The sequence below is a fragment of the Deltaproteobacteria bacterium genome, assembly GCA_029210625.1.
In the GTDB taxonomy this organism is placed as follows: domain Bacteria; phylum Myxococcota; class Myxococcia; order SLRQ01; family SLRQ01; genus JARGFU01.
In genome coordinates this window covers 62084-82955 of sequence record JARGFU010000006.1, presented here as the reverse complement: position 1 = coordinate 82955, position 20872 = coordinate 62084, and the positions used below count along the sequence as shown (strand labels likewise).

At 71.7% G+C, this 20872-nt stretch carries 16 protein-coding genes; 7 read left to right on the top strand and 9 right to left on the bottom strand.

Annotated features, from left to right (window positions below; all coding sequences use genetic code 11):
• Window positions 1-11 precede the first annotated feature (11 nt).
• Genes P1V51_07245 through P1V51_07230 form a run of 4 tightly spaced genes read right to left on the bottom strand, consistent with a single transcriptional unit; the run spans window position 12 to window position 6155 of the window.
• The gene (locus P1V51_07245) at window positions 12-1109 is read right to left on the bottom strand and encodes a cobalamin-independent methionine synthase II family protein (GenBank protein MDF1562821.1); all 1098 of its coding nucleotides are present in this window, start codon (window positions 1107-1109) and stop codon (window positions 12-14) included.
• A 20-nt stretch (window positions 1110-1129) separates the two neighbouring features.
• A complete protein-coding gene (locus P1V51_07240) occupies window positions 1130-1984 on the bottom strand; it encodes a hypothetical protein (protein ID MDF1562820.1) in 855 nt (284 codons plus the stop codon).
• Window positions 1985-2016: 32 nt separating this feature from the next.
• Window positions 2017-3462, bottom strand: coding sequence for a glycosyltransferase family 39 protein (locus P1V51_07235; protein MDF1562819.1), 1446 nt, complete (start codon window positions 3460-3462; stop codon window positions 2017-2019).
• Between the two features lie 29 nt (window positions 3463-3491).
• Window positions 3492-6155: a hypothetical protein gene (locus tag P1V51_07230; GenBank protein ID MDF1562818.1), complete on the bottom strand. Its 2664-nt coding sequence runs from the start codon at window positions 6153-6155 to the stop codon at window positions 3492-3494.
• A gap of 131 nt (window positions 6156-6286) precedes the next feature.
• Here P1V51_07230 and P1V51_07225 point away from each other — a divergent pair, with 131 nt between their 5' ends.
• The 3 genes from P1V51_07225 (at window position 6287) to P1V51_07215 (ending at window position 9156) form a co-directional block, all read left to right on the top strand.
• Entirely contained in the window at window positions 6287-7006 is a 720-nt protein-coding gene (locus tag P1V51_07225; protein ID MDF1562817.1) for a helix-turn-helix domain containing protein, read from the top strand.
• A complete protein-coding gene (locus tag P1V51_07220) occupies window positions 7003-8340 on the top strand; it encodes an aspartate aminotransferase family protein (protein ID MDF1562816.1) in 1338 nt (445 codons plus the stop codon). Before P1V51_07225 ends, P1V51_07220 begins: the two co-directional genes overlap by 4 nt.
• 90 nt (window positions 8341-8430) lie before the next feature.
• Window positions 8431-9156 (top strand): TSUP family transporter, encoded by a 726-nt coding sequence (locus P1V51_07215; protein ID MDF1562815.1) that lies wholly within the window; start codon window positions 8431-8433, stop codon window positions 9154-9156.
• Here P1V51_07215 and P1V51_07210 read toward each other — a convergent pair.
• Window positions 9153-9458 (bottom strand): hypothetical protein, encoded by a 306-nt coding sequence (locus P1V51_07210; GenBank protein MDF1562814.1) that lies wholly within the window; start codon window positions 9456-9458, stop codon window positions 9153-9155. The genes P1V51_07215 and P1V51_07210 overlap by 4 nt on opposite strands.
• Before the next feature lie 159 nt (window positions 9459-9617).
• On the opposite strand from P1V51_07210, the gene P1V51_07205 reads away from it, so the two are divergent.
• On the top strand, window positions 9618-10484 hold the full coding sequence (locus tag P1V51_07205) for a hypothetical protein (protein ID MDF1562813.1): 867 nt from the start codon (window positions 9618-9620) through the stop codon (window positions 10482-10484).
• A gap of 316 nt (window positions 10485-10800) precedes the next feature.
• Here P1V51_07205 and P1V51_07200 read toward each other — a convergent pair whose 3' ends face one another.
• From P1V51_07200 to P1V51_07185, 4 genes are read right to left on the bottom strand one after another with little or no spacing between them, the layout of a single operon-like run.
• Complete coding sequence (locus tag P1V51_07200; protein ID MDF1562812.1) at window positions 10801-13014, bottom strand: hypothetical protein; 2214 nt, start codon at window positions 13012-13014, stop codon at window positions 10801-10803.
• Window positions 13002-13508, bottom strand: a complete 507-nt coding sequence (locus P1V51_07195) for a thermonuclease family protein (GenBank protein ID MDF1562811.1) — start codon at window positions 13506-13508, stop codon at window positions 13002-13004. Before P1V51_07195 ends, P1V51_07200 begins: the two co-directional genes overlap by 13 nt.
• The gene (locus tag P1V51_07190; GenBank protein ID MDF1562810.1) at window positions 13505-15199 is read right to left on the bottom strand and encodes a hypothetical protein; all 1695 of its coding nucleotides are present in this window, start codon (window positions 15197-15199) and stop codon (window positions 13505-13507) included. The genes P1V51_07195 and P1V51_07190 overlap by 4 nt, the downstream gene beginning before the upstream one ends.
• Window positions 15196-16359 (bottom strand): thermonuclease family protein, encoded by a 1164-nt coding sequence (locus tag P1V51_07185; GenBank protein ID MDF1562809.1) that lies wholly within the window; start codon window positions 16357-16359, stop codon window positions 15196-15198. The genes P1V51_07190 and P1V51_07185 overlap by 4 nt, the downstream gene beginning before the upstream one ends.
• Window positions 16360-16526: 167 nt before the next feature.
• Here P1V51_07185 and P1V51_07180 point away from each other — a divergent pair, with 167 nt between their 5' ends.
• The 3 genes from P1V51_07180 (at window position 16527) to P1V51_07170 (ending at window position 20776) form a co-directional block, all read left to right on the top strand.
• Window positions 16527-18560, top strand: coding sequence for a hypothetical protein (locus tag P1V51_07180; protein ID MDF1562808.1), 2034 nt, complete (start codon window positions 16527-16529; stop codon window positions 18558-18560).
• 179 nt (window positions 18561-18739) lie between these two features.
• Window positions 18740-20038, top strand: a complete 1299-nt coding sequence (locus P1V51_07175) for an inner membrane CreD family protein (GenBank protein MDF1562807.1) — start codon at window positions 18740-18742, stop codon at window positions 20036-20038.
• Window positions 20039-20053: 15 nt separating this feature from the next.
• Window positions 20054-20776, top strand: coding sequence for a phosphatase PAP2 family protein (locus tag P1V51_07170; GenBank protein ID MDF1562806.1), 723 nt, complete (start codon window positions 20054-20056; stop codon window positions 20774-20776).
• Window positions 20777-20872 lie beyond the last annotated feature (96 nt).

Here is a 20872-nt window from a genome sequence, read left to right as displayed (position 1 = left end):
CGCGCGCGAGCTCAGGCCCAGAGCCGCGCCGCCAGGGAGACGACGCGCTCGAGCTTGGCCCACTGCTCCTCGGGGGTGATCCGGTTGCCCGGGATGCTCGTGGCGAAGCCGCACTGGGGGCTGATGGCCAGCCGCTCGAGGGGGAGGTGGCGGGAGGCCGCCTCGACCTTGCGGAGGAGCGCCTCCTCGTCCTCCAGGCTCCCCTGCTTGGTGGAGACGAGCCCCAGCACCACCGTCTTGTCACCGGGCACCAGGCGCAGGGGCTCGAAGCTCCCCGCCCGCTCGGTGTCGAACTCCAGCAGGAGGCGGTTCACGCGGGGAAGGGAGAAGAGCGCCTCGGCCACGGGCTCGTAGCCGCCCTGCGCCAGCCAGGCGCTCCTCCAGTTGCCGCGGCAGAGGTGCAGGCCCACGACGGGGCCCTCCTCGGGGAGATCCTTCACGCAGTGATGATCGGCCGCCAGGGCCTCCTCGAGGGGGATGTCGATCTCGATCCCCACGCCGCGGGCGCGCTCGGCCAGCGCCGGATCGAGGTAGTGGGCCAGGCCGGGGTTGTCGATCTGGACGTAGGGGACACCCTCGGCGGCGAGCGCCGCGATCTCCTCGCGGAGGAGATCGGCCACGTGCCACATCAGATCCGCGCGCCGCGGATAGGCCGCGCTGCTGCGCTCGGGGGTCCACCCGGCCTGGGCGATCACCAGGGGGCTCGGGAGCGTGACCTTGAAGGGCCCGGCGGCGTGCGCCCCGAGGAAGGCCGCCTCCCGCTGCGCGATCCGCCGGCGCGGCTCGAGCCTCTCGGCCGCGATCATGGCGTTGGCGCCCGGGTTGTCGCGGCCCTCCGCCGTGAACCAGTCGGGGTTCGGCAGCTGGCCGAAGGCGAAGCCCGAGACGGAGGCCGCGATCTCCCCGATGAAGGAGAAGCGTCGGAACTCCCCGTCGCCCACCACGTCGAGGCCGAGCTCCCGCTGGCGCTCGAGCACCTGGAGGATGGCCTCGTCCTCCAGCCGGGCGAGGGCCCCGGGATCGCCCTGGCCCTGGAGCAGGGCGAGCCGCAGGTTCATCAGCTCCGGGGGCCGGAGCAGGCTCCCCACGTGTTCGGTGCGCCAGGTCATCCGGGAGTGCCGTCGAGCCGCTAGGGGGTGGGGGCCGCGGGCTTCGGCTCGGCGGCGTGGAGGGTGTAGCGCGCGGCCTTCGCCAGCGGTGTCCGGGCATCGAAGTCGAAGGAGAGGTAGGTGGCGGAGTCGGCGGCCTGCTTCAGCGCCACGGTGGGCTCGCTGCGCCCGAGCTCCTGGCCGCCGGCGTCGTGGGCCCGCAGCTGGAGCCCGCCCCAGTAGGCCTTCACGAAGACCGCGTAGAGGGAGACCGTGCTGCCCTTCTCCTCGAGCTGGCTCAGGGTGAGGCCATCGGCGGGGAGGCCCGCGTCGACGGTGACGCTCTTCGCGGCCAGCTCCTCGAGCCGATAGCCGCCGATCTTCGAGAGGCGGGTGTCCGGCGGAAAGCCGAAGGTGAGCACCTGCTGGCTGCCGGGCGCCTGCTCGAGGTTCGCCGGGGTGGCCGCCCGGGCGGCCTCGGCGCCCTCCTCGCCGAGGGCGAGGAGCACCAGGCGGCCGGGGTAGGCCTGCTCGAAGGCGAGGCTGACGACGACCTCCCGGGCCTCGGGGGTGGTCGCGCCCTCGTGGGCCTCGAGGACCTTCAGGCCGCTCGACTGCAATCCCTCGGAGAGGCTCACCTCCACCGGCGGGTTGACCGTGTCCTTCACCGCCGAGCCGGCGCCCTTCACCAGATCGCCGACCCCCTTCGCGGCGGAGGTGCCGAGCCCCTTGCCCTTCTCCTCCAGCACCTTGGCGGCGCCCTCGGCGAAGCCGATCTTCTCGTCGGCGTAGTCCCGCCCCTTCTCCTCGGCGCTGCGGTCGTCACAGCCCGGGACCACGGCGAGGGCGATCAGGGGACAAAGGGTCAGGAAGGTCTGCTTCAGGGCGGTCGTCATTGCTGGCTCTCCTATTGGGGGCTCACTCTAGATCAGGGGTCCCGCTTCTCGAACACCCTCTGGCGCAACGCCCCCCCGAGATCGCGAAGGGAGACGATCACCGCGAGGTAGAGGAGGAGGTCGGTCTGCACCCGAAAGCGGTTGTTCTCTCCGTACTCCAGCGCGTTCCCGAGCAGCGCGACGTAGAGCACCGTCAGCACGAGGAAGGCGAGGAAGACGATCGACCGGGGGCGGCTACCGCCCCGGAAGCGGCGGACGAGGCCGAGGACGAGGTTGACGACCACCAGGATCAGCATCCCCGGCACCAGCAGATAGGACGAGCGGGGGAAGGCTCCCGCCGCGGCGTCCTCTCCCAGGAACAGCTCCTCGAGGAGGAAGCGGATCGGCGCGAGGGAGACGAGGTCGATGTAGGGCTGGAGCCGCTCCCGGTTGTCCTGCAGGAACCAGTAGTCCCAGGCGGGCCGGCAGTAGTAGCCCCACCCCTTGCCGACGCTCCTCAGGTAGGCCCCCGGATCGGCGGCGATCAGGTGCCTCGCGCCCTTCAGGTACTCCCGGGAGACGGCGAGGTAGCCGTGGTGGTTGAGGTTCGGCTCTCCGGTCGACTTGCGCTCCTCGCGCAGCACCGGCACCGACGAGAAGCGCGCCGGCACCTCCCGGTAGCGTTCCGGGTAGCGGTCGATGGGCGAGAACGCGGGCACGGCCCCGACCCCGGCGTCCATCGGCAGGTCGGCGCCCGCCACGTTGTGCCCGACCATCTTCCAGAGGTTCATGCCCAGCCAGGAGGAGGTCTGCGCGGATCCGAAGACGAGGTAGTTCTTCAGGGGCAGCGCCCCGACCACCAGGAGCAGACCCACGGCGAAGGCCAGGATCCGTCTCCGGCCCGGGGACCGCACGAGCAGGACCCCGGCCGCGCAGGCCACCAGGAAGACCACGTGGAACATCGAGCGCGTCAGGCAGAGCAGGGCGATGACGACCAGGAAGCCCACGGCGTACCTGACCTCCAGCGTCTCCTCGTGGAGCAGCAGCAGGTACGCCGCGAGGGCCAGCAGCACCGCGATCGGCCAGGTGTAGAAGAGCCAGCTCTCGTAGAGCACCGCCGTCGGGGTGAGGATGAAGAGGGTCGCCGCGAGGAAGGCGATCTTCCGGCCGAAGCCGAGGCGGGTGAGGATCGCGTAGCTCAGGAGGTAGGCCGCCAGCCCCAGCGCCCGAAAGACGAGGGAGAAGGCGGCGGCGTGGGCTACCGGGAAGAGCTTGAGGACGACGCCCAGGAAGAGGTTGAAGAGCGGGGGCTGCGCGTGCTGGTGGTGGACCCCCGCCAGCAGATCGTGCTGCAGCGCCACGACGTCGAGGTTCTGCCAGGAGCGGGTGAGCGGCGACTCGTCGAAGCTCACGCCCATCCACGAGAAGAGAGCACGGGAGAGCAGATACACGAGCACCATCGCGAGGACGACGAGCCACCTGTTCTCCCGCAGCCGCATCGCTCGACCGCCCCCTCTCCCGGCCGCCTTCAGCCCGCGTCCCCCGGCTCACCCGGAGGTGCCCCGCCTGGGCGCCCCGGGGGCTCGCTCTCGAAGAAGTGCCGCAGCCACGGGCTGGACTGGATCACGGGGTGCTGCGGCGTGACGCCGTCCGGCAGCAAGAACTCGATCGCCCGCGAGTCTCCCTCCCAGGAGCGGATCTCGCGGTAGTCCGGGCTGTGGTAGATGCCCATCATTATCCCCAGGTAGAGAGGCAGCCCCGGCAGGCGAGGATCGCTCCCCTCGGGCGAGAGGCAGGCCGGGCACCACTGGCCGGCCTCCCAGGGAGCGAGGATCTCCAGGGGGATCGTCGACTCCTGGACGTGGGTGGACTGGGAGAACTCCATCACCGGCCGGTCGTCGCTCATGGGCTCGACGCCCTCGGTCGCCCGGAGCAGGGTCGCCCGCCCGGCGACGAAGAGGCCGATGAAGTCGGTGAGGCTGGCGACCCGAACCTCCGCCAGGTCCTCTTTCACCACCGGCCGCTGCCGCAGGCGCTCCTCGAGCGCGTCGAGGTCGATCTCGACCGGCTGTCCGAGCCGCCCGACGAGGATCAGCTCGCGCGTGTCCCCCTGGATGAGGATGGCGTTCTCGAAGACCTCGACGAAGGCCGCGACCAGCGCGAGGTTCGTCTCCTCCGGCACCTGGTAGGCGGGGAGCCACTGGGTGACGAAGCCCCCTTCGCGCAGCTTCGACTTCGCCAGCTCGTAGAACTCCCGGGTGTAGAGGGAGGAGACGCCGGCGAAGGCGATCGGCGGAGGCTCGAGGGTGACCAGATCGTAGGTGCCCGGCGGCTGGGTCCGCAGGTGGGTGCGGCCGTCCTGGACGAAGACCTCGACCCGCTCGTCCTGGAGGACGCCGTGGTTCCACTTCTCGAAGTAGGGCGCGTGCTTCAGCACGTGCCGGGAGAGGTCGACGATGTCGAGCCGCTCGATCGGGTGCATCGCCGCGGCCCGGGCGGTGGAGCCGACCCCGAAGCAGATGACCAGCGCTCGCTTCGGCTGATCGAGGTGGAGCAGCGGGAAGTGCGAGAAGAGCCGCATGTACCGGCGCCCGTGGATCGTGGTGGCCGACATGCTGTGGCCGTTGGTGTTCAGGCGCCGGTGCCCGGACTCGTCCTCCGTCACCGAGATGAGCTCGTAGACCCCCTCGCTGGTCGAGAGCACCCGCTCCCCCGCGAGGCGGTTCACGTTGGCGTGGGCCGCGAGGAGCCCTCCCCGATCCAGCCCGATCCAGGCCCCGATGCCGACGGCCGCGACGGTGAGGGCAGCGCCGGCGACGGCGAGCTCGAGCCGACCGCTCCTCGCGGCCGAGGAGCGCGCCGCCAGGTAGATCGTGAGGATGGCGGTCGCCGAGGCGACGAAGAGCAGCAACGCCGAGCCCTGGGTGCCCAGGAAGGGGATCAGCACGAAGCCGGTCACGAAGGAGCCGGCCACGGCGCCGATCGTGTTCGCCAGATAGAGCACCCCGGCCCGGCGGCCGATCCGATCCTCGGCGTCCTGCACCAGCGCGTTGGCGACGGGGAAGGTGAAGCCCATCAGGAAGGCCGGGAGGGCAATGACCAGCCCGATCATCCGGATCCGCCACCACGCCGCCATCAGGTCCCGCAGGAGGGGCCCGCTGGCGATGAAGTCGGCCCGGAGGGATTCGTTGAAGTAGCGCAGCGCCCCGCCGGGCTCGGAGGACATCAGGAGCAGCGTGGCGGTGATCACCACGCCGGCCTGCGAGAGCATGAAGATGCGCGCCGCACCACCGAGCCGCCGATGCAGGGCGCCGCCGCAGACCGACCCCGCCCACATCGACACCAGCATGACCGCCAGCAGGATCGAGAAGACCTCTCGATAGGCGCCGAAGGTGATGTTGAAGAAGCGGAACCAGATGATCTCGATGCCCATCGCGCCGAAGCCCGTGAGCAGCAGGGTCACCGCGGTCCAGGCCGTGCGCGCGTCCAGCGGGCTGCGCTCCCTGGCCGCCGGCTCGGGAGTCGCCCCCGCCCCCCCCTCTCCCGGCGGGCCGGCGAGCCGCAGGGCGATCATCGCCGCGGCCAGGTTGAACACCACCCCGAAGGACGCCGTCGCCAGCAGCCCGACCATCGGCACGAGCAAGAGGTCGGTCAGCAAGGCGCCGAGCGCGGCGCCGCCCATGTTCACGCCGTAGAGCACGCCGATGCGCCACCCCGCCTCGTCCAGGTGCTCGACGAGCAGGTGACGCACGAGCAGCGTCAAGGTCGCCCCCATCAGGAGGGTGATGGGGAGGAGCAGGCCCAGGCCAAGGGCATAGAGCGCGACGTGCGTCCCGTAGGAGATCTCGTGCCAGCCGCTGGCGCCGACCCGATAGGACGTGATCCAGGCGGCGATCGGCCCGAGGCGGGGCAGGAGCAGGGCCAGCAGCAGGCCGAGGATCGCGATCGAGCCCTCGGCCAGCCCGTAGAGGCGCAGAGGGAGCCCGACCCCCGCGGCGCGGCGGCGATCGATCCACCTGCCGGCGAAGAAGCCCCCGAGCCCGAGGCCGAGCATGAAGACGCCGGTCACCAGGGAGGCGGAGTAGACCGTGTTCCCGAAGACGTTGCCGAAGTGCCGGACCCAGATGACCTGGTAGATCAGGCCGGCGGCCCCGGAGAGGAAGAAGGCGACGTAGATGGCGAGCGTGCGCATGGAGATCCCGGACGAGGGTCTTCGCTGAGGCGTCCCGGACCATACAGCAGATCCCGCGGCCGGGCGCCGCCGCCCCGGCTCGAGCCCGGCGCCCTCTTGACGAGGTCGAAAAAGTAAATATCATTTACTTTATGAACAAGGTTCACTCCAGCCCCCGCCAGCGCCGCCGGGAGCTGCGCATCGAGGAGATCCTCGAGGCAGCCGAGCAGCTCCTCGAGGAGGGCGGCCCGGATCACCTCACCATCGCCCGGCTGGCCGAGGCGCTCGACTACACGGTGGGCGCCGTCTACCGCTACTTCCCCTCGAAGGGCGCCATCCTGGCCGAGGTGGAGCTGCGGCAGGTGGCCGAGGTCACCGAGGTGCTCGAGGCCGCCCTCGATCGGGCCGCCGCCGCGCTCGAGGGCAGCCGCCTGAACCAGCGGCGCCGGAGCCTGGTGCCCATCCTGCTCCTCGCCGAGACCTACGCGCTCCTGCCCTTCCAGCACCCCCGCGCCTTCGCCGCCCTCTCCCTGGGGCTGGCCCGGGACGGCCGTCTCACCTCCGCCGGTGACGACCAGCAGGTCATGGAGCGGGTGCAGCCCTTCCTCACGCGGGTCGCCGAGCTCTTCGGCCGGGCCCGGGAGACGGGCGTCCTCACTCCGGGCAGCGACGCCGACCGCGCCATCCGCCTCTGGGCCCTGCTCCACGGCGCCACCAGCCTGCGCCGCCTGGAGCCCACCGACTCACGCTTCGCTCCCGGGCCCGACCTGGCCCTCGAGCTCACCGACGACTGGCTGCACGCCTGCGGCGCCCCCCGGCGGGCGCTGGAGGCGGCCCGCCGCTTCCTCGATCGCATGGGAGATCCGACATGAGCATTCCCGAGTTTCCGAAGGCCGGCCTGTCCCGGGACGAGGTGGTCGCCCGCCTGAAGGAGGCGGCCGCCGGTGACGCCGACTGGCACGGCGGCCACACCTTCTCCCTGGTCTACTTCGCCGAGGACGAGCTGCTCTCGGTCCTGAAGGAGGCCTACACCCTCTTCTTCTCGGCCAACGCGCTCTCGCCCTTCGCCTTCCCCTCCCTGCGGCGCTTCGAGGAGGAGGTGGTGCAGATGGCCACCTCCCTGCTCCAGGGCGGCCCCGAGGCGGTGGGCACCATGACCTCGGGCGGCACCGAGAGCATCATGATGGCGGTGAAGGCGGCCCGGGACCGGGCGCGGCAGCTGCGGCCGGAGATCGAGAAGCCCGAGCTGCTCCTGCCCCTCTCGGCGCACCCCGCCTTCGAGAAGGCCGCCCACTACTTCGGCCTCGAGACGGTCCACGTCCCGCTGCGGGAGGACTACCGGGCCGACCCGGAGGAGGCCGAGCGCCTCATCACCGAGAACACCATCCTCATGGTCGGGTCGGCCCCGGGCTATCCCCACGGCGTGGTCGACCCCATCGAGGCGCTGGCCGCCCTCGCCGCGCAACGAGACATCCCCTTCCATGTGGACGCCTGCCTCGGCGGCTACCTCCTGCCCTTCCTGCGCCGCCTGGGCCGGCCCATCCCCCCCTTCGACTTCGCGGTCCCGGGGGTCACCAGCATCTCGGCCGATCTGCACAAGTACGGCTTCGCCGCCCGCGGCGCCTCGACCATCCTCTACCGCAGCGAGGACTACCGGAAGCACCAGTTCTTCGCCTACACCCGCTGGCCCGGCGGCCTCTATGGCTCACCGAGCATGGTGGGCTCCCGCGGGGGCGGCGCCATCGCCGCGGCCTGGGCGGCGCTGACCTACCTGGGCGAGGAGGGCTACCTCTCCCTCGCCCGCACCATCCTCGAGACCACCGAGGCCCTCGAGGCCGGCATCGAGGCCATCCCCGGGCTGCGGATCGTCGGCGAGCCCGACGCCAGCGTCTTCGCCTTCACCGGCGACGACCTCGACATCTACGCGGTGGGCGACGCCATGGAGGCCCGGGGCTGGTCCCTCGACGCCCAGCAACTCCCGGCTGCCCTCCACCTGATGGTGACGCCGGCCCACGCCCCGGTGGTCGAGCCCTTCCTGGCCGACCTGCGGGAGGTGGCCGAGGGCGTGCGCGCCGGCGAGCTCTCCTCGGCCTCCGGGATGTCCCAGATCTACGGCATGACCGGCGGCACCCTCGACCAGGGCCCGGTGAAGGACATGATCCTGCAGCTGATGTCCGAGCTGCTTCCGCCGCGTCGCGTCGCCTGAACCTGGAGCCTCACCCGCTCCCGTCCTTTTTGGGGGGACGGGCCGGGTGAAGTGGCGCGAAGATAGGCAGCGCCGATCCCCGTCCTGCCCATGAAGACCTTCCTGCTCTCCAGCATCATCGCCCTCGCGGCGACCGCGCAGGCGGTGACCGGCTTCGGCGGGAACGTCGTGGCCCTCTCCCTCGGCGTCCACCTCGAGGACCTGCGGGTGCTGGTCGCGGCGGTGATCCTCACCGGACCCCTGCAGACCGCGCCCATCGTCTGGCTCGATCGCAAGGAGATCCGCGCCCGCCTCTTCCTGACCCGCCTGCTCCCCCTCGCCCTCCTCGGGCTCGGGGTGGGGCTCTGGCTCTCACCGCGCATCCCCACCACCGGGCTCTCGACCCTGCTCGGGGTGCTGGTGATCGCCTTCTCCGCGCGCGAGCTCTGGCGGACGCTGCGGCGGCAGGCCCCGGCGGCCCCCTTCCCTCCCCTCGTCGAGGCCTCCCTCTATCTGATCGGCGGGCTCGTCCACGGCCTCATCGCCACCGGCGGCCCGATCATCGTCTACGCCCTGGCGCGTCAGCTCACCGACAAGCGCTCCCTGCGCGGAACCCTCGCCTCGCTCTGGCTGGTGCTGAACTTCCTGATGATCGCGGTGCTCGTTCCGCGCCTGGAGGCGCCGATGGAGGCGATCACCCTGGGCGCCTGGCTCCTGCCGGGGCTGGCCGTCGGCTTCGGGCTCGGGCAGTGGCTCCACCACCGGGTCCCCGAGCGGACCTTCCGCCTGGCGCTCTTCGGCCTGCTGCTCCTGGCCGGCCTCGCGGCGCTCCGCTAGCGGATCAGGGCCAGGACCAGCGCGCTGCCGACGAAGCGGTGGGCCTCCTCGGCCTGGACCCGGCTGTAGACCTCGCACTTCTCGCAGCCCTGATCCGGGCCCGGCTGGCCGGTGGACTCACTGCCGCAGAAGGTACCGGCGACGGCCCAGCAGGCGCGACCGGCGTTACGACCGCGATTGATCCCGTTCAGCCGGGTCTCCATCGCGGCGGGACACACTCCCAGGCGCGCAGCCCGCTCGCCACCGATCTCTCGTCCGCACTGGCGGATGTCCCAGCAGTTCAGGGGTCTACCGTTCGTCATGTTCACCGTCCCTCTCGACGGACATTCTATCCACGGGAGGGGTTGCGTCAGGGCCCCGTCGATCACCGGCCCCGCGCCCCCCCTTGCCCCTGGGCCCCGGGTTGGGCTTTGCTTTCCTTCTCGGCGCCTTCAATCCATCCCGCACATGGGAGACCGATCATGAGAAACGCCCTCTTCGTGGCCCTCTTCGCCACCCCGCTCCTCCTCGCCGCCGGCTGCCCCCAGGAGCCCGACGCTCCCCAGGGGGAGACCACCGTCATCACCAAGACCGCCGAGGGGACGGTCATCGAGTCCGGTGGCTCGAAGATCGTGATCGGCAGCGACACCGGCGTCTCGGTGGGCCAGGACGGGACGATCACGGTGGGCGCGGGCGGCGTGAACGTCCAGGGCGCCGAGGGCACCGTCGCCGTCGGCAACAAGGGCGTCGTCGTGAAGGGCAAGGAGGGCACCGTCGCCGTGGGCGAGAAGGGTGTCGTCGCCAAGGGCGCCGAGGGCACCGTCACGGTCAACGACCAGGGCGTGAACGTGCAGGGCAAGGACGGCCAGGTGGCCGTGGCCGGCAACCAGCCGCCGCCCCCGCCGACCACCAACCAGCCCCCGCCTCCCCCGACCACCAACGCGCCCCCGGCGAACACCGGCGGCACCACCGGCGGGGTCGTGAACCTGAACCGCGGCGGCATCCGCCTGCCGATGCTGGGGGGTCGCCGGACCGCCACCGGCGGCGGCGGCGCGGCCCCCGCGCCCGCTCCCGCGCCCGCGGCCGGAGGCGGAGCCGCCCTGGTGCGCAACGGCGGCGCGACCTGCGCGACCGGCCAGAGCTGCACCCTCTCCTGCACCGCCGGCGGCTGCCGCCACCACTGCCGCGCCGGCTCCGTCTGCACCTCCGATTGCCAGGGCGGCAACTGCCAGCAGCTCTGCGACCGCGGCGCCACCTGCAACTTCAACTGCTCCGGCGGCAAGTGCCAGCGCCGCTGCGCCGCGGGCTCGACCTGCAACACCACCTGCGCGGGCGGCGCCTGCCGCTAGCGGGCTCGCTGCGCTCGACCGCAGCTATCAGCTGTCAGCTATCAGCCGTGGCGCGACCGGCCGCAGAGCCACGAGAGCGCGCTCTACGCGCGGTGGCCCGATAGCGGCCGGCGGGCCGGGGGGAGGACCCCTCCCGGGGGCGTCGGCGGTGCCGCCCGGCCGCCCGCACACCACCGATCCGGGCGGTGCCGCTGCCGAGCGAGCCGGAGCCGGGCCTGGCGGCGGTGTGGCGAGCCGGCACGGGCCCGGCGGGAGGTGAGCGTCCCCCGGGAGGGGTCCTCCCCCCGGCCCGCGACGGCCGCGATCCCGCCGCGCGCTAGAACTTGGCCTCGGCGGAGAACCAGAACCAGTGCTCGGGGTTCGGGATCCGATCCCGCGTGCTGTCCCGCTGGTCCAGCCAGCTCACCAGGTCGTAGCGCAGCCGGAACTTGAAGCGCTTCTGCAGGCTGTAGGTGGCCTCGAGGTAGGTCCACAGCCAGCTCTCGAGGTGGTCCGCGTAGGCCACGTCCTCCATGAGGTAGCGCAGGCGCCCGCGGATCCGGAGCTCGGGGATCGGCTTGACCATCAGGGTCAGCCAGAAGGAGCGATCCTGCCGGAAGCGGTCGTCGAAGAGTCGCCCCGAGGCGCTGCCCTCGTCGAGCCAGGAGTTGCGGTACTGCAGGGTGATCGCCGTGTTCTTGAAGGGCTCGTAGCGCACCTGCCCCGTGGCCTGGAGCTTCATGCCGGCGCAGCCCTCGATGATCTCGATCTCACCGATGTCGGTGCCCTCGGCGTCCTCGAAGGTGTCGGTCCCGAAGCACTGCTGCCGCCCCCCCACGGCGAGGTTCTTGTCGTGGAAGAGGCCCCACGCCGAGAGGCGGATCGCGTCGGTGAGGCGATAGGTCGCCCGCACCTCGTTCCGGGTGTTGACGACCCCGGTGGAGACGGTCGTCCAGAGGTCGGCGGTGCCGCGCAGCTCCAGGTCCCGGAGGACCTCCCCCGCGTAGCGCACGCGGGCGCCGGCCTCGTCCCGGGCCCGGACGCCGTCCCGCTCGTCGGCCGCCGAGATGGGCCGGGCGTAGGGGTTGTGGAAGTCGGGACCGTAGTAGCGCAGGGTCAGCTCCAGCTCCCGCTTCTTCCAGCTCCCCAGGCCCCGCACGATGGCGCCGAAGTCGCCGCCCCCCAGGCTCATCGAGTCGATGGTGCGCGCGACCTCCATGCCCAGATCCCACCAGGCGAAGCCGACCGTCCCGTTGAGGCCCACCGCCCCCCAGGGGCCGCCGAAGGGCCAGCGAGAGGACCGCCGGAAGTCCAGGTCCATCTCGGGGATCCGCCAGAAGGGCGCCGCCCCATAGCCGGTGAGGCCGATCCGGGCCCGCTCGCCGAACCAGTAGGCGACGTTCCCGCCCACGACCAGCTCGTCGTAGAGGCCCGTGAGGGTCGTGTACTTGAACTCCGGTGCGGTGGCCGACGGGTTGTCGATGTCGACGTAGACGTTGAAGTCGTCGGAGAGGTTGCAGTTGTCCGCCGCCTCGTCGTCGATGGAGCAGATGCTGCGGTCGAGCACCTCATACTGGTAGATGGAACGCCGCTGGAAGGAGCCGAAGCCGAAGGCCTGGAGGTGCCCCATGCCGAGGTCGATTCGACGGTGCCCTCCGGCGACGCCCAGCAGCCGCGGGGTCCACCGGTAGTCGGGCGAGATCCGCAGGTCGCTCCCGTAGTCGCAGAGCGGCGACTCGGTGGTGCCCGTGCTCTCCTTGCAGGCGGTCTTCAGCGAGGCGCCCCGGGTGAGGGTGTCGTCCTTCTCCCAGCCGTTGGGGGCGTAGTCGCCGGTGTTGTCGAAGGTCAGGCGCTGCCCGAAGCCGATCTTGTAGGTGCCGGCGATGACCCCGTAGTCCTCCTCCCGCCACTCGGCGAAGGCCTTGGCGAGCTGCAGCCGGGGCACCGGCGCGGCGGCGGTGAGGGCCCGGCGGGTGGGGGTGTCGCGGCTTCCGTCGTAGGTCACCCGCCCGATGCGATCGCGGGTGAGGAGCGTGGCGAGGCCGGTGCGGAAGCCCCCCAGGGCCTCGGCGTTGGCCCGCAGCGCCATCCCCGGGACCCGGTTCTCGCCCGCCACCAGCAAGGTGTCGTAGCGCACCCGGGCCTTGGTGCCGAAGGCGGCCCCCTCGCGCTGGGAGACGATCAGGAAGGGGGCCAGGGCGAAGAGCTCGCGCTCGGTGAGCAGCCCCGCGCCCACCAGGGCCGCGGGGTTGTCGAGGCTCCCGGCCTCCTGGCGGTAGGTGAGCAGCGCGTCCACCACCGGCAGGGTGAGGTTGGGCAGTTCGTAGAGCCGGTCGCGGGAGGCGGTGTTGAGGCTCACCCCGCTCTCGAGGAGCTCGAGGAGGGTGTCGCGGCCCTCCTCGTCGATGGTGCCGTCGTCGTAGAGGTCGTAGATGTCCTCCTCGTCCTCGATCTCGACGAAGGCGTCGTACTCCCGCGCGAGCGCCGGCGAGCTCGCGAGCGCGGCGGCGAGGAAGAGGGGGAGCGCTGCCCGCCGTCTCAGTCCTGACATGTGATCTCCTGGCAGCTACCCCAGAGGCCGCGGCTGGCGGCCCGGGCGTCGAGCTCGAGCTCCTCGAACTCGGCGAGACGATCCTCGCCGCTCGGGGGCACGTAGTAGGCGCAGGCGTAGCCCCGCTCCACCAGCAGGGCGTTGAGCTCCCGCCCGTCGATGGAGACATAGGCCAGCAGGCGCTGGAAGCGGTCGGTGCACTCGTCCTCGTACTCGAGGCGGACCTCCTTGCCCTCGACCAGATCGGTGGTGAAGCGGCGAGCCTCCTCGCCGTAGCACTCGTTCTTCCCCGAGGTGATCTCGGGGGTGTTCACCATCAGGAGCCGCACCGTGTCGCCGGTGTCGAGGTGAACGGTGTCACCGTCGACCACCTCGGTGACCACCGCCTTCTTCGGGCCGCACTTCTCCCCGCAACCGCCCCCCAGCAGGAGGAGGGGCGTGGCGAGGAGCAGGAGGCAGCAGACCCGCAGGCCGGCGGCGGGCGTCCGGCTCATTGGCAGGAGGGGTTGACCGCCGCGGGGGAGCCCTTGTCTCCCAGACCGTAGGTGGGAGCCGCCGGGGTGGTGAAGGCCGCCAGATCGCACCAGAGGGTCGCCAGGGCCGGGTCCCGGGAGAGGGTGGCCCCCGAGGAGGTCGAGGCGTAGGTCATCGAGTCGATGAGGGTGCCGCCGTGCCCGACGAAGAGGCCCGAGTTGGTGTTCACCAGGGCGAAGTCGAAGGTGGCCAGCACCGAGGGCAGGCCGCCGTTCACTCCGCCGTCGGTCTCCCGGGCGATGACGATGTGGCTGCCGGCGGTGGCCCGCAGGCAGGCGGTGTCGTTCAGGGTGAAGCGGACCGCGCCGCCGACGGTGTCGGTACCGACCTCGAGCCCGTTGAGGTCCAGATCGCGGCCCACCCGGACCTCGAACCACTCCCCGAGCGCGTCGTCCACCGAGGCGGGGTTCGCCATCAGCTCGGTGAGCTGCAGGTCACCCGCCCCCGGCGGATCGATGGCGCGGATGGTGGTGCCGCCCTCGACGCAGGAGCCCGGCGGGGGCACCAGGGGGCAGGACGCGTTCGCGGCGCCCGGGGTGCCGGTGTCGCCCAGGCCGTAGGTCCCGGTGCCCGCGCACCACTTGGTGGGGTCGTCGTTCGAGGTGGGATCCTGGGAGGCGGGATCGAGCGAGACCGAGATGCCGGTGCCCGAGCCGGTCCAGGTCACGGCGTCGAGGACCGCGCCCTCGAAGCCCACGAAGATCGAGCCGCCGCCGTTGACCATCCCCATCGGGAAGGTCCCGGCGACCGCGTCGAGGCCGCCGTTGGTGGCCGGGTCGGCGGTGCGGGCGAAGACCACGTAGCTGCCGGCCGTCACGGAGAGGCAGTCGGTGCCGGAGAGGGTCACCCGGGGGTTGCCCGGGTCGGCGCCCAGCTCGACCCCGTTGAGGTCGAGGTCGCGCCCGACGTAGACCTCGAACCACTCCGCGGTGGCGTCGTCGGCCGCCGCGGGGTTGGGCATCAGCTCGGTGATGACGAGATCGCCGGGCAGGGGGTTCACGAGGGTGCGGCGCACACCGGCGTCGTCGCACTCGGTGGGGTTCGGCCCTCCGGCGCAGTGCTCGTTCGCCTGCCCCGGCGAGCCCATCGAGCCCGTCTCGTACTCCTCGCTGGCGTTGCACCAGTTCTCGGCGGCGTCGTTGGCCGAGTAGTCCGGCGCGAGTGCGCCGGTGAAGACCAGCGCCTTGCCGTCGGAGGTGCTGCCGTAGACGACCTCGTCCACCACGACGTCATCGCAGATCACGGCCACCCGGCCGTCCGAGTTGCGCAGACTGCCGAGGTTGGTGCCGTAGGAGTAGTCGAGCCACTGCGGGACCGGCTCGAGGAAGGAGCCGAAGGTGATGTAGTCGGAGGGGTCCACCGTGAGGCCGGCGACCGTGTGCTGCTCCTCGCCGGTGCCGTCCGCCCGGCTCACCTCCAGGCGCAGCCCGGTCAGGTCCACGGCGGCGGTCGTGTTGACGAAGATCTCGAACCACTCGCGCCCGGTGTCGGTGCTGTCGGGGTTCGCCATGACCTCGGTGATGACGAGGTCTCCCACCAGGAGGTCGGCCCGGCAGCCCTGGTCGTTGTTGCCCCCACCCGGGCCGCAGCTGGTCGAGAGGAGCGCGCCGACGAGGGCGGCCGCCAGGGACAGACGATAGAGGTGGTTCATGGGGTGCTCGCGGTGGCAGTGTTGGAGGGCGACGCCGGCGGGGGTCGCACTGAGAGCAGGATCTGGGAGGGAGACTTCACCTGGATCTGGAGGGTCTCTTCCCCGTTGTGCTTGTTGCGGTAGCGGGTGACCTGCCCCTTCACGTGGACGAACTCCCCCCGGTAGTCGGCGATGCGTGAGCTGCCGAAGACGTCCTTGTCGAAGAAGATCAGGGGGAAGTCGGAGAACATCCTCCGCCCCAGCAACACCTTGGTCGGGCCCCGGTCGCCGAGCTTCACCTCGCTGACGGTGCCCAGCACGTGCACGTCCCGACCCTCGAGCTCCTCGAGGCGCAGGAGGGAGTCCCAGTGGGTGAGGACCACCCAGTCCTCCTTGTCGCGGCCCTCGTCCTCGAAGCCGGCGACGAACTCACCCCGGGCGTTCCACCACTCCAGGCGGGCGTCGTAGTCGGGGTAGTGCTGGGTGTTGGGGTCCCAGATGCCCCGGGCCTCGGAGCGCGCCAGCTCCTGGGCCCGGAGGAAGTCGGCGTGGAAGCGGCGGGAGTAGCCATACTTGGTGAAGTAGGGGCTCATCCCCGCCCGGACGCAGGCGATGTTGTAGTTCACCCAGACCCCGTCCTTCATCGCGAAGACGTAGACGAGGTAGCGGTTGAAGCGGCCGCGCAGATCCTTGGGGTGATCCCGCTCGAGGCGGACCTTGGTCACGCCCTGGAAGAACTTCTGGGCGAAGCGCTTGGCCTCCTCCCCCATGGGGGTGGCCACCTTGATGGGCTTGCGCGACTGGCTGGCCTTGAAGGCGAGGTAGCCCTCCCAGTCCGCGGCGGCGAAGCGCCGGTCGTCCTCGTTCTTGAAGGTCTCCTCGGTGTCGATGGCCAGCAGGCGCAGGGTGGTCTCCAGGCCTGCCACCTTCACCGTGTCCCCGTCGATGACCGGCTTGGAGGCCAGGGCGAACTCGCCGAGGACCAGGCCGGGCTGCTCGAAGCGGGTCAGGAGCGACTGCAGCTCCTTCTTCTCGTAGCGCTGGCGCGCCGTGTGGGAGTTGGTGCGGAGAGCACAGCCGGCCCCGAGGGCCACGCAGATCGCCAGGATCAGCGTGCCTCGCCGCGTTCCCTCCCAGGCCGACCCGGTCCGGAGGTCTGCCCGGTGCGATCGGAGCACCATCCGGCGATTGTAGCCGCTTCCACGGGGGCCATGCCAGGCCCGGCCTCACCCAGCCGGCCGGGCCATCCTCCCGGGATCCTTGTGCTCGGAAGGGCCGTGGGCCGAAACTTCCGGCTGAATGGAGGCGGGCCTCGAACGTCCGCTCCGGTCAAGGAGGCAATCCCGTCATGAAGAAGCTCTCGTCCATCCTGATCCTGGCACCCGTGCTCGCCCTGGCCGGCTGCTTCTACGTGGTGGACCCGCCCGCGGGGACGCCCCCGACCACCTCCCCGAACCCCGGCGAGGGGGAGATGACCCCGCCACCCCCGGCGCCGCCGCCCCCGGCTCCGCCGCCGGAGCCCACGCCCCCGCCTCCCCCCCCGCCGCCGCCGCCCCCGGCGCCCGCGCCGGTGCCGCCTCCGGCCCAGCTCGGCCAGAACCTGCGGCTCTTCGTGGATCCGGCCAAGCCGGTCTTCCTCCCGGAGGAGAACATCCCGGTGCGGGTGACCCTGCGCAACGACAACACCGTCCCGGTGATCCTCTACGAGATGCGCAAGGGCTTCATGACCTTCGAGCTGACCAACGTGCGCACCCGGCAGGTGCGTCGTTGCAGCGAGCCGGTGGACATCCCCCGGCAGATCCGCCCGGACCGCTTCTACTCCCTGCCCGCGGGCGGGATGATGGACAAGAGCGTCTACCTCGACGGCTTCTGCCAGGGCGTGCCCGAGGGCAAGTACCAGGTGAAGCTGAAGTACCGCATCCCGCTGACCTTCGACGGCTACAGCTACGGCTACGACGCCTACGTCGGTGAGCTGCAGGCGTCCACCACCCTGGAGGTCAACGCCCCGAAGGCGCGGGCCAACCTCGCCCTCCACCTCTCCCGCCAGCGGCGCAGCCGGGTCAACGAGCCGATGGTCCTCACCCTGGACCTGCGCAACCACGGCCCCGACTCGGTGCTGGTGCTCGAGCCCTCGCCCCCGGCCCTGAACCTGATGATCAAGCGGGCCGACGGCCAGCAGGTGAGCTGCCGCGGCACCCTCACCCGCCTCTACCAGGCCGGCGCCTTCCAGGCCCTGCCCGTCGGTCAGTCGCGGCAGGTCGAGGTCGACCTCGCCCAGATCTGCGACCTCTCCGCACCGGGCGCCTACACCGTCAGCGCGACCTACGCCGTGAACCCGGCCGACCACAAGAGCCTGCCGCCCGCGCAGCGCCGCCAGGCCTTCCAGGGCCGGGTCCAGGGCAACAACCTGCCCTTCTTCCGCGAGCCGGCCGAGGCGCGGGCCAACCTCCGCCTCGAGGTGAGCCAGCCCCGCGGCGTCGCCCTCCAGGAGGGTGACCCCATCCTCCTCGACCTGCGGGTGCGCAACCTCGGGCCCGACCTCGTGGGCCTGACGCCCCCCACCCTGCTCTGGCTCTCCGCCGAGGTCTGGGGCCCCCGGGGCGCCTTCTACCGCTGCGCTCCGCGTCAGGTGGGCGACCTCGGTCAGCTCCAGCTCGCCTCGCGGACCGTGAGCCCGGGCGGCGCGCTCTCCACCAAGATCGACCTGCGCAACCTCTGCCCCGACCTCCCGGCCGGCCGGCACCAGGTGGTGCTCTCCTACACCCTGCCCGCCGGCGGCAGCGGCTTCATTCGCCGCAACGGGCACTCGGTGCCGATCTGGAACGGCACCCTCAAGGCGCCGACCCACACCCTCGACATCGCGCCGCGCCAGGCCGAGGTCCGCCCCTACAACCCGCCGCCCCCCTCCTACGATCAGCACCCGGCGAGCCCGGCCCGGCCGCTGCCCCCGGTGGCGCGGCTGCTGCCCCCGGCCCGGGCGCCCCACGGCGACGAGCCCATCGAGGTGACGCTGCAGCTCGAGGCCCCCACGGGCACCCCCTACTTCGTGGCCCTGCCGCAGCCCTTCATGATCACCTTCACCCTGCGCGACCAGTACGGCCGCTCCCGGATGTGCCGCGCCGCCGCCTCGATGGCCGGGCCGCCGAGCGCCGCCGACTACATCGAGCTCTCCGGCGGCCGCGCCGCTCCCCTGCGCATCGACCTCGGCCAGGTCTGCGGCCTGCGCGACGCGGGCGACTGGGTGGTGAGCGCCTCGCTGCACATCCCCCGCAACTACGACGGCCGCCAGGCCCGCCGCGACGCCTGGACGGGCACCGTCTCGACCCAGGCGATCGCCTTCCGGGTGAAGAACGCCCGGGGCGGCCCGCACCGCGGACGCTGACCCACCTCTGACCACCCCCGGGGGGACACCCCCGGGGTCGTGGCGGGAGGGAGACGGGCCGCGTGGCCACGAGGCCACGGCCCGCCCTTCCCACCGGCGCTCTCCGCCTCGAAAGCGCCCTTTTCCGGCCCCCTGGCCCCCCCGCCAGGCTGGCACCCGCCTTGCCATGGCAGCCGGCCATGAAACGACTCATCGCCATTGCCGGGATCTGGTTCGCCTGCTCCGTCGCCTGGATGGTGCTCGGCGGCACCCTCGTTCACCGCACCGACGAGGCCTCGTCGCCCTGGGAGGTGCAGGGGCTCTGGGGCCCCGAGCTCGAGCAGCACCCCCTGCGGGTGAGCTACACGACCTCGGTCCCCGTCCAGGACACCGAGACCTACTACGACGATCGGGGCAACGCCCACGAGCGCACCGTGACGCGGATGGAGACGCGCGAGCACCCCGTCGCCCTCGGGGGCAGCGAGATCGGCGTGCGCCTCGACCTCGAGCACCGGCAGCGCGGGCTGGCCTGGTTCGCCACCTACGAGGTGGGCTTCGATGCCCTCTACCGGATCGAGAACGACACCGGCGAGGACCGTCAGCTCGACCTGCTCTTCCCCCTCTCCTCCGGCGCGGTGGTCTACGACGGCCTCTCCGTCGAGCGCGTGGACGAGGGCACGGCCCGCCCGATCGAGACCACCGTCAGCGGCGGTGACCTCGCGTGGGAGGTCCACCTCGCCGAGGGCGAGGTGCGCACCTACGCCGTGCGCTACCGCTCGCGCGGGCTCGGGAGCTGGCACTACCGTCTGGGGGGCGGCGATCAGACCCGCACCGAGAACTTCTCGCTGGTGATGCGCACCAACTTCGAGGCGGTGGACTTTCCCCTCCGCACCCTCTCGCCCTCCTCCCAGCAGACCACCGCCACCGGCTGGGAGGGGCAGTGGACCTTCGACTCGCTGCTGGCCTCCAAGGACATCGGGGTCGTGCTGCCGCAGCTCCCGAGCCCGGGGCCCATCGCGGCGCGGATCACCTTCTTCGCGCCCATCGGCCTGCTCTTCTTCTTCTTCGTGGTCGGCGTGCTGGCGACCGCTGGACAGGTGAAGCTCCACCCCATGCACTTCTTCATGATCGGCTGCGGCTTCTTCGCCTTCCACCTCCTCTTCGCCTACCTGGTCGACCACCTCGCCATCGCCCCCTCCTTCGCGATCGCCTCGGGGGTCTCCCTGGGCCTGGTCACCTCCTACACCCGCCTCTTCACCGGCTGGCGCTTCGCCCTCGCGAAGATGGCCCTGCCCCAGGCCCTCTACCTGGTGCTCTTCTCCATCACCTTCTTCTGGCAGGGCTTCACCGGGCTGGCGATCACGGTGGGCGCCATCCTCACCCTCTTCGTGATGATGCAGATCACCGGCCGCACGGACTGGAAGCTCGAGCCCCCCCGGATCGATCCGGATCCGGCCCGGCCGGCCGAGCCACCCCGGGATCCCGCCACGGCGCTGTGATAGGGATCGCCGGCGATGCCGGCGCCCCTCCCTCCTCGAGCCCTGCTCCTCCTCGCGCTCCTGGCGGCCTCCCCGCTGCCGGCCCGCGCCGAGGAGGAGGCCGCACCCGCGACCGCGACAGCACCCTGCGCGGTGGAGCCCGGGGGGAGCGAGACCGAGGCCGCCACCCCGGACGCCTGGCAGCGCCTCTCCCGGCACGGCGCCTGGAAGGTCGCCGGCTTCACCTTCTCCTTCTCGGTGATCAGCTTCGCCTCGGACTGGGACCGGGAGTCCTCGGACTGGGCCCGGGAGAACCAGCCGCTCGGGAGGCTCTCGGAGGTGGGCAGCCAGGCTCCCACCTACGTGCTGGCGGGGAGCGCCCTGACCCTCGGGGGGCTCTCGCTCTGGGACCGGGAGGCGCGGCGCCCCGGCCACCGGCGCGCCCTCGAGTCCTTCGTGGTCTCGCAGCTGATCAACGCCGGCCTCACCGACCTCCTCAAGGTGAGCGTCGGCCGCCCCCGGCCCGACTCCGGGCACCGCTCCTCCTTCCCCTCGGGGCACACCTCCTCGGCCGCGGCCTGGGCCACCCTGCTCTGGCGCCGCTACGGCTGGCGGGCGGGGCTGCCCGCCACCCTCCTGACCCTGCTGGTGGGCGCCTCCCGGATCCAGGACGGCCGCCACTACCTCTCCGACGTGCTGGCCGGAGCGGTGCTCGGCGTCAGCGTCACCTACGTCGTGGACGAGCTCTTCGGCCCCTGAAGTTCGGCCGCGAGGGCTGACGCCACGCGCCCATCGCTCGTAGGATGCGGCAGCCAGGGTTTCTGGCCGAACCATTGTCACGACGGTCGGGGGAGG